9 protein-coding genes are annotated in these 12129 nt (G+C 55.6%); 6 read left to right on the top strand and 3 right to left on the bottom strand.

What is annotated here, in order from left to right:
- Positions 1 to 267: 267 nt before the first annotated feature.
- Positions 268 to 1470: an acetate kinase gene (gene ackA, locus QLG08_RS10485; RefSeq protein WP_210448293.1), complete on the top strand. Its 1203-nt coding sequence runs from the start codon at positions 268 to 270 to the stop codon at positions 1468 to 1470.
- Positions 1471 to 1554: 84 nt separating this feature from the next.
- On the top strand, positions 1555 to 3684 hold the full coding sequence (pta, locus tag QLG08_RS10480; RefSeq protein ID WP_014594171.1) for a phosphate acetyltransferase: 2130 nt from the start codon (positions 1555 to 1557) through the stop codon (positions 3682 to 3684).
- A 50-nt stretch (positions 3685 to 3734) separates the two neighbouring features.
- Here pta and QLG08_RS10475 read toward each other — a convergent pair whose 3' ends face one another.
- Both QLG08_RS10475 and QLG08_RS10470 read right to left on the bottom strand, forming a co-directional pair.
- Positions 3735 to 4820, bottom strand: coding sequence for an ABC transporter ATP-binding protein (locus QLG08_RS10475; RefSeq protein WP_014605376.1), 1086 nt, complete (start codon positions 4818 to 4820; stop codon positions 3735 to 3737).
- Positions 4821 to 5085: 265 nt separating this feature from the next.
- Positions 5086 to 6579 carry a PLP-dependent aminotransferase family protein gene (locus QLG08_RS10470; protein ID WP_210448292.1) on the bottom strand — a complete coding sequence of 498 codons (1494 nt, stop codon included), beginning with the start codon at positions 6577 to 6579 and terminating at the stop codon, positions 5086 to 5088.
- A gap of 118 nt (positions 6580 to 6697) precedes the next feature.
- Here QLG08_RS10470 and QLG08_RS10465 point away from each other — a divergent pair, with 118 nt between their 5' ends.
- The 4 genes from QLG08_RS10465 to QLG08_RS10450 all read left to right on the top strand — a co-directional run bounded on the left by QLG08_RS10465 (position 6698) and on the right by QLG08_RS10450 (position 11248).
- Positions 6698 to 7960 (top strand): 4-aminobutyrate--2-oxoglutarate transaminase, encoded by a 1263-nt coding sequence (locus tag QLG08_RS10465; RefSeq protein ID WP_013026526.1) that lies wholly within the window; start codon positions 6698 to 6700, stop codon positions 7958 to 7960.
- Positions 7961 to 8076: 116 nt separating this feature from the next.
- Complete coding sequence (locus QLG08_RS10460) at positions 8077 to 9102, top strand: extracellular solute-binding protein (protein ID WP_282472901.1); 1026 nt, start codon at positions 8077 to 8079, stop codon at positions 9100 to 9102.
- A 45-nt stretch (positions 9103 to 9147) separates the two neighbouring features.
- On the top strand, positions 9148 to 10413 hold the full coding sequence (locus QLG08_RS10455) for an ABC transporter permease (RefSeq protein ID WP_014594175.1): 1266 nt from the start codon (positions 9148 to 9150) through the stop codon (positions 10411 to 10413).
- A gap of 10 nt (positions 10414 to 10423) precedes the next feature.
- Entirely contained in the window at positions 10424 to 11248 is an 825-nt protein-coding gene (locus QLG08_RS10450) for an ABC transporter permease (protein ID WP_014605373.1), read from the top strand.
- Between the two features lie 328 nt (positions 11249 to 11576).
- Here the strand turns inward: QLG08_RS10450 and yfcD are convergent, their stop codons facing one another.
- Complete coding sequence (gene yfcD, locus QLG08_RS10445; RefSeq protein ID WP_014594178.1) at positions 11577 to 12101, bottom strand: NUDIX hydrolase YfcD; 525 nt, start codon at positions 12099 to 12101, stop codon at positions 11577 to 11579.
- Positions 12102 to 12129: the final 28 nt, after the last annotated feature.

Here is a 12129-nt window from a genome sequence, read left to right as displayed (position 1 = left end):
CTTCAAATATTTTTGTCTTTAAAGGTGACTCCGGCTATTCTGACGCCGTTTTGACAGCGTCACTGCCGCAACTTCCCTTGTAACAGAGACGACAAGGCCCGTTTTAAGCGAAATTTCAAATTTATGCGTAAAGACTCAATTTTTTTTGCATAAAACGCACTATTTTGACCTGGGTATGACTTCTGTCATTAATCTGGCTGCGTCGATGGGCTACGCTGTAAGTCTGATTGCGTTATTTTTAGCCACTTTTAACAAATAGGTACTTCCATGTCGAGTAAGTTAGTACTGGTTCTGAATTGCGGCAGCTCTTCTCTCAAGTTTGCCATCCTTAATCCCACCAGCGGTGAAGAATTCCTCTCGGGTCTGGCTGAATGCTTCCACCTGCCCGAAGCACGGATCAAATGGAAACTTGATGGTCAGAAGCAGGAAGCACCTTTAGGTGCTGGCGCAGCCCACAGCGAAGCGCTGAATTTCATTGTTAAAACAATTCTGGCACAAAAACCAGAGCTTTCAGCACAAATCGCTGCAATAGGTCACCGTATTGTTCACGGCGGCGAAAAACTTACGCAGTCAGTGGTCATTTCTCAGTCTGTTGTGCAGGGTATCAAAGATGCATCATCTTTTGCACCACTGCATAACCCAGCGGGCCTGATTGGCATTGATGAAGCCATGAAAAACTTCCCGCACTTATCTGACAAGAATGTGGCGGTTTTTGACACCGCTTTCCATCAGACAATGCCGGAAGAGTCCTACCTTTATGCGCTGCCGTATGCCCTGTATAAAGAGCACGGCGTGCGCCGCTACGGTGCGCACGGTACCAGCCACTACTATGTCACCCACGAAGCGGCAAAAATGCTGAATAAGCCGCTAGAAACGCTGAACATCATTACCTGTCATCTCGGTAACGGCGGGTCTGTTTCTGCTATCCGTAACGGTGAGTGTGTGGATACGTCTATGGGCCTGACCCCGCTGGAAGGCCTGGTCATGGGGACCCGCAGCGGCGATATCGATCCGGCCATTATCTTCTTCCTGCACGACACGCTGGGCATGAGCGTCGATGCCATTAACAAGATGCTGACCAAAGAGTCGGGGCTGTTAGGGCTGACCGAAGTCACCAGCGACTGCCGTTATGTTGAAGACAACTACGCCACCAAAGACGATGCTAAACGCGCAATGAATGTCTTCTGCCACCGTCTGGCCAAATACATTGGCAGCTATACCGCGCTGATGGACGGTCGTCTCGATGGCGTGGTCTTCACCGGCGGTATCGGTGAAAATGCGGCGATGGTGCGTGAGCTGACCCTGGACAAGCTGGCGCTGCTGGGCTTTCACATTGACCACGAGCGCAACCTGGCGGCTCGCTTTGGCAAGTCAGGTTTTATCAACAAAGAAGGCACTCGCCCGGCAGTGGTGATCCCCACTAACGAAGAGTTAGTGATTGCCCGAGATGCCGCTCGCCTTACCGCCTGATCTCCTTTCGTCGTCAGCTCCGGCTGACGGCGTTGTTTTGACACCCAGTGAAATCTGAGAGGTTCAATCGTGTCACGTACAATTATGCTCATTCCGACCGGCACCAGCGTCGGTCTGACCAGCGTTAGCCTTGGCGTTATTCGCGCCATGGAACGTAAAGGCGTTCGACTGAGCGTTTTCAAACCCATTGCACAACCGCGTGCGGGCGGCAATGCACCTGACCAGACCACCAGCATTGTGCGCAAGAGTTCAGGCATCCCGGCCGCAGAGCCGCTGCCGATGTCCCGTGTGGAATCGCTGCTGGGATCTAATCAGCAAGACGTGCTGATGGAAGAAATTATTGCCCGCTACCACGCCAATGCGCAGGATGCTGAAGTGGTTCTGGTTGAAGGCCTGGTGCCTACGCGTAAGCACCAGTTTGCCAGCGCGCTGAACTATGAAATCGCCAAAACGTTAAACGCTGAAATCGTCTTCGTGACCGCGCTGGGTAACGATTCTCCCGCACAGCTCAAAGAGCGTATTGAACTGACACAAAGCAGCTTTGGCGGTTCGAAGAATAAAAGCATCACCGGTGTGATCATCAACAAGCTGAACGCGCCCGTTGATGAGCAGGGCCGTACGCGCCCTGACCTGTCTGAAATTTTCGATGACTCATCGAAGGCCAGCATCGCGAATATTAATCCTGACCAGCTGTTTGCCAACAGTCCCTTGCCCATTTTGGGTTGTGTGCCGTGGAGCTTCGACCTGATTGCGACCCGCGCCATTGATATGTGCCGCCACCTGAACGCCCGGATTATTAACGAAGGTGAAATTCAGACCCGACGTGTCAAATCAGTGACCTTCTGCGCACGCAGCATCCCGCACATGCTTGAGCATTTCCGCCCGGGCTCGCTGCTGGTCACCTCGGCTGACCGCCCTGACGTGCTGGTTGCCGCCTGTCTGGCCGCGATGAACGGTATTGAGATCGGTGCCATTCTTTTAACCGGTAACTATGAAATTGACGAGCGCATCGCCAAACTGTGCGATCGCGCCTTCCAGACTGGCCTGCCGGTCTTCATGGTCAAAACCAATACCTGGCAGACCTCGCTCAGCCTGCAAAGCTTTAACCTCGAAGTACCGGTTGATGACACGCAGCGCATTGAAAAAGTCCAGGAATACGTCGCAAGTTACATTAACGCGGACTGGATCGAGTCGCTGACCGCCACGTCTGAGCGCAGTCGCCGCCTGTCGCCGCCGGCTTTCCGCTATCAGTTAACCGAACTGGCTCGCAAGGCTGGCAAGCGCATTGTTCTGCCGGAAGGGGATGAACCCCGTACCGTTAAAGCCGCAGCAATCTGTGCCGACCGCGGCATTGCGACCTGTGTCCTGCTGGGCAATCCGGATGAAATCCAGCGCGTTGCGGCAGCCCAGGGCGTTGAGCTGGGTAAAGGCATTGAGATAGTCGATCCTGAAGTGGTGCGTCAGAACTATGTTCCGCGTCTGGTCGAGCTGCGCAAAAGCAAAGGCATGACCGAGGTGGTTGCGCAGGAACAGCTGGAAGATAACGTGGTGCTGGGCACCATGATGCTGGAAAGCGGGGAAGTTGACGGATTGGTCTCGGGCGCGGTACATACCACGGCCAACACCATTCGTCCGCCGTTACAGCTGATCAAAACCGCGCCCAACAGCTCACTGGTGTCATCCGTGTTCTTTATGCTGCTGCCGGAGCAGGTGCTGGTCTACGGCGACTGCGCGATCAACCCCGATCCAACGGCTGAACAGCTGGCAGAAATTGCCATTCAGTCTGCCGATTCAGCGAAAGCCTTCGGCATCGATCCACGCGTCGCCATGATTTCCTACTCAACCGGTAATTCAGGTGCCGGTAGCGACGTGGAGAAAGTGCGTGAAGCCACGCGCCTTGCGCAGGAAAAACGCCCGGATCTGGTGATTGATGGGCCGTTGCAGTACGACGCGGCGATTATGGAAGACGTGGCAAAATCCAAGGCGCCCAACTCGCAGGTTGCCGGACGCGCAACGGTCTTTATTTTCCCGGATCTCAACACCGGTAACACCACCTACAAAGCGGTGCAGCGTTCCGCTGACCTGATTTCAATCGGGCCAATGCTGCAGGGCATGCGTAAGCCGGTCAACGACCTGTCACGCGGCGCACTGGTAGACGATATCGTCTACACCATTGCCCTGACGGCGATTCAGTCGCAGCAGGCTGAAGGTTAATCCTTTCCCGTTGAACAAGAGCATGCAGACTGCATGCTCTTTTTTTATGCCTATTGCAGCGTAACGTCGAGCGCGCGCAGGTGCTGAGGTTGCCAGGACAACGTCACTTCACTGCCCGCCGTCCAGCCGGGTGAGACCTCCGATGAGGCCATTTTCACCATAAAGTTTCCCTGACCAGCAACTTCCGTCAGCATTCTCACGTGGTCACCCAGATAGATAAACTGCTGGATTCGGGCCTGGACCGACTGATCGCCCGGTTTGGCTGCATTTACGTTGATGCGTTCAGGGCGGATACTGAGCTGTATTTTCTTGCCCGGAGAACTGGGCCGCACCTTCAGCGCATCCAGCTGGATACCGTTATCCAGCGTCACCTGATAGTAATCACCCTGCTGCCCTGACTGGGTTGCCAGCAGGCTGTTATTCTCGCCAATAAACTGCGCCACGAAGGCGTTGTCGGGCTGTTCATAAAGCTTATTCGGGCTGTCCATTTGCTGAATCATGCCGTCGTTAAAGACCGCCACCCGGTCAGACATGGTCATGGCTTCGCTCTGATCGTGAGTGACGTAAACAATGGTCAGCCCGAGCATGTTATGCAGCTGCTTAATTTCCATCTGCATGTGTTCACGCAGCTGTTTATCCAGCGCTCCCAGCGGTTCGTCCATCAGGATCAGTTTAGGTTCAAATACCAGCGCCCGCGCCAGGGCCACCCGCTGCTGCTGGCCGCCAGACATCTGTGCGGGATAACGGTCTGCCAGCGAAGTGAGTTTAATCATATCCAGCACCCGTTTAACTCGCTGGGCAATATCGGCCTTGCTCAAACGGCGAATCGACAAAGGAAACGCCAGATTTTCGGCCACCGTCATGTGGGGAAAAAGCGCGTAGTTCTGGAATACCATACCGATATCACGCTGATGCGGCGGCAACGTGTGCAAAGGTTTATCACGCAGCAGTATCTCGCCATCGGTAGGCGTTTCAAATCCTGCCAGCATCATGAGGCTGGTCGTTTTCCCGGAGCCTGACGGCCCTAACAGGGTCAAAAACTCGCCTTCTGCCACATCCAGATTGAGGTTGCGCACCACCAGCTTGTCGCCGTCGTAGCTCTTTTTGATATTCCGAAAACTGACAAAATTTCTCATGGCGTAATCTCGTAAACAGGATGAAAAAGGGTTTCGGCACGATTCATGCATCATCCTTTTGACGTGCGAATCCTGTCGGGCCTTTTTTTAGCACTACCACAACGCATTTGATTTGCACAAGCAGAATTTGACAATCTAAAAAGAAATGGCTTACAAATTTACTTTGCAGGCCATTGTATTTTATTGTCTTTTTAAATTTAACATTAAATTAACGTGACAGTTATCACAGAATCAGGCAATACCAGGGGTGCGCACTGATGGTGCATCACGGCGAGACAGACGCCACCTGCAGGTGATGTTGCAACCGGGTCAGGATAGGCGCGAACGCGGCGGGAATGGCGGCTTCGTCAACACAGGCATAACCCAGCAGCAATCCGCGCTGCGGCGTGCCCCGAAGATAATAGGACGACAGTGGACGTGTTAATACACCGCACTGTTCCAGCTCTGCGCTAAAGGCCACATCGTCAATGCTGTCCGGCAGCCTGAGAACCAGATGCAACCCCGCATTGCTGTGATGCACTATCCAGTCGGCGCCCAGCGATGTGCTAATCACCTCCACCAGCGCAGCACGACGGCGGCTGTAAATCTGCCGCATGCGTCGTACGTGGGCCGCATAGTGCCCTTCCCGAATAAACTCCGCCAGCGTGAGTTGTACTAACCCGTAGCCGCCGCGATACAGCTCGGAGTGCGCCATTTTCATCCGTGCCGCCAGGGATTTAGGCACCACCATGTAGCTGAGCCGGATGCCGGGATACAAGGTTTTACTGAAGGTGCCCAGATAAATCACTGGGGCATCCGCCGCCAGGCCCTGTAGCGCAGGAATGGGACTTCCGGTAAAGCGGAACTCGCCATCGTAGTCATCTTCCACCACCCAACTGCCGCTGCTTTTTGCGCGCTCCAGTAATTCATGGCGCCGCTGCAGGCTCATGACCGCCCCGAGAGGATACTGGTGAGAAGGCGTCACACAGATCAGGCGAGGCACCGGGCTGTCTGGCTGCTCGGGCGGCAAAACCAGCCCCTGATCGTCAACCTGCGTGGGGATCAGCGTGACGCCGTTCACCGCCAGCACATTGCGGATCCCCCAGTATCCCGGCTCTTCGACGATGGCCCTGTCTCCCGGATCGCAAAGCATTTTCGCCAGTAGATCCAGCGACTGATGGGTTCCGGCGGTGATCAGTACCTGTTCGGGGGTGCAGTTCACCGAACGGATCACCCGCAGGTAATCCGCCAGCGCCTGTTGTAACTCAACACAGCCGCCGTGGCTGGCATAGCTCAGGTTTTCAACCGGCAGCCGTCGGCTCAGGCGGAGCTGAATTTTGCGCCAGATGTCGTGCGGCATATGGCTGACGTCCGGCACACCGGGCATAAATGCCCCCCACTGATGGCTCCCCGCACCGCTGCTCGCCAGCAGGCGTGAACCCCGTCGCGACAGTCTGACGGGTTTCATCGGCGGCGTGACGGGCCTGATCAGCGGCTCACCCGGCACCTGTTCCGGCAGCACGGTACTGACGAAGGTGCCGCTTCCGGTGCGGGTTTGTACATAGCCCTCAGACTGAAGCTGTTCATAGACTGCCAGCACGGTATTACGTGAGACAGAAAGTTCGCGAGCAAGGTCGCGGCTGGCGGGCAGTCGCGTCGCGGTGGCAATGGATCCGTCCTGAATCACTGCCTGCAAGACATCATACAATCGCTTATTAAGCGTACCGCCGGAAAGCGAGGCCAGACGTTGTGCAAGCAGGTCACCGAGTAAGCTTCGCAAAATTGGTACCTCAAAATAAAAAAAACTGGCTCTGGATTATAAAACCCTGAAAACGCTAAAAAGCAAGGAGGCAGATTCCACTGTAACAATATGGCAACAAACACCATGAGGTCGCGTTATGAGTAACAGTGAAGTGCAGGTCCGTCGTCTCAATGCTACGCCGCGCGGCGTGGGCGTGATGTGCGATTTCTATGCGGTGAAAGCAGAAAACGCTACGTTATGGGATCACCAGGGCCGTGAAATTATCGATTTCAGCGCAGGCATTGCCGTGCTGAATACCGGACATCGTCATCCCAAAGTGATCGCCGCCATCAAAGAACAGCTCGATCATTTTACCCACACCGCGTTTCAGGTTGTGCCTTACGAAAATTATATTGCCCTGGCGGAAAAACTGAATGCGCTGGTGCCGGTAAGCGGCCCCGCCAAGACCACCTTTTTCTCCACCGGCGCAGAAGCCGTTGAGAACGCGGTCAAAATTGCCCGCGCGGCAACCGGCCGTCCCGGCGTCATCGCCTTTACGGGGGCCTTTCACGGCCGCACCAACATGACGATGTCGCTGACGGGCAAAGTGGTCCCCTACAAAACCGGTTTCGGCCCCTTTGCCAGCTCAGTATTTCACGCCCGCTACCCGAATGCACTGCATGGCTGTAGCGTCGATGATGCGTTGGAGAGTTTACAAACCATTTTCCGCTGCGATATCAGCCCGCAACAGGTTGCGGCCATTATCTATGAACCCATTCAAGGTGAAGGCGGCTTCAATGTCGCGCCGCCAGCGTTTGTGACCGCCCTGCGCACGCTGTGCGATCAACATGGCATTCTGCTGATCGCCGATGAAATCCAAAGTGGTTTTGCCCGCACCGGCAAGCTGTTTGCCAGTGAATACTATCCTGACGTGCAGCCAGACCTGATCACCATGGCAAAAAGCCTGGCGGGCGGTATGCCGCTATCGGCGGTTTCAGGGCGGGCTGACGTAATGGATGCGCCCCTGCCCGGCGGCCTGGGTGGCACCTATGCAGGAAGCCCACCGGCCATTGCCGCTGCGCTGGCCGTGCTGGAGGTCATTCGCGATGAAAACCTGTGCGAGCGCGCCCTGCTGTTAGGCGGGCAACTGACGGAAACGCTGCAGGGCGCAGGCTGTAGTGCGCTGGCAGAGGTGCGCGGTCGCGGTTCTATGATCGCGGCTGAATTCACCAACAGCGAAGGCCAACCCAGCGCAGACATCGCCAAAGCTATTCAGCAAGAGGCGCTGGACGAAGGGTTGCTGCTGCTCACCTGCGGCGTACACGGCAACGTTATTCGTTTCCTCTACCCTCTCACCATTCCGGATGCGCAGTTCCGCACGGCACTGAATCTGCTGAACCGTATCCTGGGCAAGTATTAGGTTTCGCGGGCTGACGCACCGCACGTTCCGCTGCGGGTCAGCCCCTGGCATCATGATTGCAAGGCAAACACCGGGCAGAGGAATCTGCCTGAACATAATAATTCAGGAGTTCGGGGATGATGAAAAACATAGCGGCACTGGTTCTGGCAGCGGTGGCCATCCAGGCACAGGCCGAAAATCTTACGGTGGTGTCCTTTGGGGGCACCAACAAGGACGCACAGGATAAAGCGTTTTATAAGCCTTTCATGGCCTCGGGGAAGGACAGCATTGAAGCCGGTGAATATAACGGCGAAATGGCACGCATCCGCGCAATGGTTGAAACCAAACAGGTCGGCTGGGATGTTGTAGAACTTGAAACCCCGGAACTGGAGCGGGACTGTGAAGAAGGGCTGTTTGAAACCCTGGACTGGAGCAAGTTAGGCAACAAAGCCGACTTTGCAAAGGGGAGCGTGAGCGAATGTGGTGCGGGCTTCTTCGTCTGGTCTACCGTACTGACCTACGATGGCAACAAGCTCAAAACCGCCCCCACCAGTTGGGCAGATTTTTGGGATGTGAAAAAATTCCCCGGCAAACGCGCCCTGCGTAAGAGCGCGAAATACACGCTGGAAATCGCGCTGATGGCGGACGGCGTGAAGCGAGAAGACGTTTACAAGGTGCTGGCAACCCCGGCGGGCGTCGATCGTGCCTTCAGGAAACTGGATGAGCTAAAGCCGAATATTCAGTGGTGGGAATCGGGAGCGCAGCCCCTGCAGTGGCTGGTTTCAGGCGACGTGACGCTGGCATCGGCCTATAACGGCCGCATCGGCACCGCTCAGGCAGAAGGTCATAATTTCAAAATCGTCTGGGACGGTAACCTGTACGACTTCGATAACTGGGCGATTGTGAAAGGCTCAAAGCACCAAGCGCTGGCAGAGAAATTTATCGCCTTCTCGCTGCAGCCCGAGAACCAAAAAGTGTATGCCGAAAATATTCCTTATGGCCCCGCCAATATCAAGGCAGGCAAACTGCTGACGGCCGATCGTCTGGCTCAGTTGCCAACGGCTCCGGAAAACATGGCCAAAGCCGTTCAGGTTAACGCCACATTCTGGCTGGAACATGGCGAAGAGCTGGAACAGCGTTTTAACGCCTGGGCCGCGAAATAACCCACTGCCGGACCCGCTCCGGCAGCCCCCTTTCAGGAGATCGGCATGAGTCAAAACCCCGTGATGAATTCAGCGCCCGTCAGACGTACGGAAGGCGCGTTCAGTCTGCGCCAGCAATTTAACCGGGCAGGTTGGTTAAAAACACAACGCTCCCTGTTTTTAGTTGCTCCGTTACTGATTTTCGTCGTGGTGTGCTTTTTGTTCCCCATCGGCTCTATTCTCAGTATGAGCGTCAATAACCCTGAGCTTCACGACGCACTTCCGCAAACCAGCCAGGCCCTGGCTAAATGGAACGGCAAGGCGCTGCCGGATGAAAGCCTGTTTGCCACGCTGGCGAAGGAAGTCAGCGCGGCGCGCGAGCAGGGCCAGATCTCTGGCATTGCGAAGCGATTGAGTTATGAAGACAATGCGTTTCGTCGCCTGATCCTGGCCGTGCCCCGCCAGGCCCCCGAGGATGGGGTTAACGTCAAAGCCACCCTCATTGATAAGCAGCCCCTGTGGGGCGAGCTGTCTACCTGGCAAACCCTCAAGCGCGTAGCCAAACCCTATACCAGTTATTACCTGCTGTCAGTGTTTGACCACAAGGTTGATGCAAAGACCGGCGACATCGTCGCGCAGTCCCCCGATCAGGCGCTTTATGTGAACGTTCTGCTACGTACGCTGTGGATGGCGACCGTGGTCACCTTGCTGTGCGTGGGCCTGGGCTATCCGCTGGCCTACTGGCTGGCGAAGCAGCCGTCCAACCGCGCCAACCTGCTAATGATTATGGTGCTGTTGCCCTTCTGGACCTCATTGATCGTGCGTACCGCCAGCTGGATTGTCCTGCTGCAGTCAGGAGGATTAATTAACCGGACGCTGATGGCGACAGGGCTCATCGACAGTCCGCTCACGCTGGTGTTCAACCGGGTCGGCGTGTACATCTCTATGACACATATCCTGCTGCCCTTCATCGTGCTGCCCTTGTATGCCGTCATGAAAGGGATTTCTCCCAGCTATGTCCGGGCGGCCGTGTCGCTGGGTGCCCATCCCTTTGTGGCCTTCTGGCGCGTCTATGTCCCGCAGACCTATGCCGGGATGACCGCAGGCGCGCTGCTGGTGTTCATGATGGCGATTGGCTATTACGTTACGCCAGCGCTGTTGGGCGGGCCGGACGATCAAATGGTCAGCTACTTTGTCGCCTTTTTTACCAACAGCACCATGAACTGGGGCATGGCCGCCGCCCTGGGGAGCCAGTTGCTGATTATCGTGACGTTGCTGTATGTGGTGTATTCACGTGTCACCCGGACGTCATCCGAGGCGGCAGTACGTTAAGGAGCAAATGATGAAACAACAAGGTTCGACGTTGCTGCGGGTCTGGCGTTACCTGTTTAATTTTTACGGCGCAGCGGCACTGCTGTTTTTGATTGTGCCTGTTCTGGTCATTGTGCCGCTGTCGTTTAACGAAAGTTCGTTTCTGAGCTATCCGCTAAGTGGCTTTTCGCTGCGCTGGTACGAGGCCTTTTTTCACTCGAAGGAGTGGATAGGTGCGTTAATGAACAGCCTGCTGGTTGCGCCGCTAGCCACGCTACTGGCTAGCGTACTGGGCGTGCTGGCCGCCATGGGCCTGGTGCGCGGCGAGTTTCGCGGCAAAGGTCTGGTGATGGCAATCATTATCTCTCCCATGGTGGCGCCCGTCGTGATCATCGCCGTTGGCATGTTTTTCTTCTTTGCCAAACTGTCACTGCTGAACAGCTACCTCGGGCTGGTGTTAGCCCATGCCCTGTTGGGCGTTCCTTTTGTGGTGATCACAGTGGTCGCCGTACTGAAAAGCTACGACACCAATCTGACGCGGGCCGCTGCCAGCCTCGGTGCCTCTCCGCTGCTGGCGTTTCGAAAAGTCACCCTGCCGCTGATTGCACCGGGCGTTTTTTCCGGGGCACTGTTCGCGTTTGCCACCTCATTTGATGAAGTTGTCGTGACGCTGTTTCTTGCCAGCCCAACGCAGCGGACGCTGCCGATTCAAATGTTTGCCGGTATTCGTGAAAACCTCGATCCCACTATCGCGGCCGCCGCCACAATCATGATTGCGGCTTCGCTCCTGTTACTGATCGTCATGGAAGTCCTGCGGCGGCGCGGGGAAAAGATGCGCCAGCCACAGCCGGTTTAGATAACAGTCAGCAAACCGGTTCAGGTTGTTAAACCGCCCACAGGGTTAACGTGTGGGCGGTTGTCTGATCTGGACAGTGCGCACCCAGCCCCTGTCAGCCTGGTCATGGGCAAAATCACGTCAGGGGCTGAACGGGCGGTACCACCACAGTTTGTTGAAACGGGCCAGCATGCTGTGCCGCATGTTCTACGGCACGCGCCACGTCGTTGAGCGCAAACGGCGTTCCACTAAAGGCGGGAAGTTGATCATCAGGCGAATGAGGCGGCGATCAACGCCGCGTGCCCGCTTTGCGAACGGCCACGACCGCCCGCAAAGCTAACAGAAGGTATCAGTGACTGTTTTCGTTGTTGCGGCTCAGCCAAAGGGATAAGGCTTTGAGTGAATCATCGGTAAACTCATCACAGCGGGCGGTGATTTCATCCGGGGTCATCCAGAAAATTTCATCCACTTCTTCTTCCTGCATAGCAAAGGGGCCGTGCGACACACAGCTGAATAATCCCCCCCAGACGCGGCAATGCTCATCTTCAAAATAGAATTTGCCATGTTCTGCAAAAGGCACATCCGCAATGCCCAGCTCCTCTTCGGCTTCACGCCGCGCCGATTCAAGCATGTCTTCGCCACTCTGCACTACGCCGCCAGCCGTCGCATCCAGTTTGCCTGGCATAAAATCTTTGATTTCAGTACGGCGCTGAACCAGTATTTTCCCCATACCGTCATGAACCACGATATAGGTCGCGCGGTGACGTAAGCATTGCGCGCGCATCTGCGCACGCGTGGCCTGTGCAACGACTTCATTCTCTTCGCTTACGATATCGACCCATTCGATTTCGCCACCAGCAGTTTGATCCACCATCCGTAACCCTTTCCTGTTTAGCGTGTCT

Origin of the sequence: Pantoea sp. V106_11 (assembly GCF_029967885.1) — a bacterium.
In the GTDB taxonomy this organism is placed as follows: Bacteria; Pseudomonadota; Gammaproteobacteria; order Enterobacterales; family Enterobacteriaceae; genus Pantoea; species Pantoea ananatis.
Note: the sequence above shows the minus strand (reverse complement) of the source record. Positions and strands in the feature narration are given on the sequence as shown.

What these genes read in the sequence shown, in the direction of transcription:
- QLG08_RS10475 (WP_014605376.1), bottom strand. Translation starts at nt 4,820, where the DNA reads ATGAGAAATTTTGTCAGTTTTCGGAATATCAAAAAGAGCTACGACGGC.
- QLG08_RS10465 (WP_013026526.1), top strand. Translation starts at nt 6,698, where the DNA reads ATGAGTAACAGTGAAGTGCAGGTCCGTCGTCTCAATGCTACGCCGCGC.
- ackA (WP_210448293.1), top strand. Translation starts at nt 268, where the DNA reads ATGTCGAGTAAGTTAGTACTGGTTCTGAATTGCGGCAGCTCTTCTCTC.
- QLG08_RS10460 (WP_282472901.1), top strand. Translation starts at nt 8,077, where the DNA reads ATGATGAAAAACATAGCGGCACTGGTTCTGGCAGCGGTGGCCATCCAG.
- QLG08_RS10450 (WP_014605373.1), top strand. Translation starts at nt 10,424, where the DNA reads ATGAAACAACAAGGTTCGACGTTGCTGCGGGTCTGGCGTTACCTGTTT.
- yfcD (WP_014594178.1), bottom strand. Translation starts at nt 12,101, where the DNA reads ATGGTGGATCAAACTGCTGGTGGCGAAATCGAATGGGTCGATATCGTA.
- pta (WP_014594171.1), top strand. Translation starts at nt 1,555, where the DNA reads ATGCTCATTCCGACCGGCACCAGCGTCGGTCTGACCAGCGTTAGCCTT.
- QLG08_RS10455 (WP_014594175.1), top strand. Translation starts at nt 9,148, where the DNA reads ATGAGTCAAAACCCCGTGATGAATTCAGCGCCCGTCAGACGTACGGAA.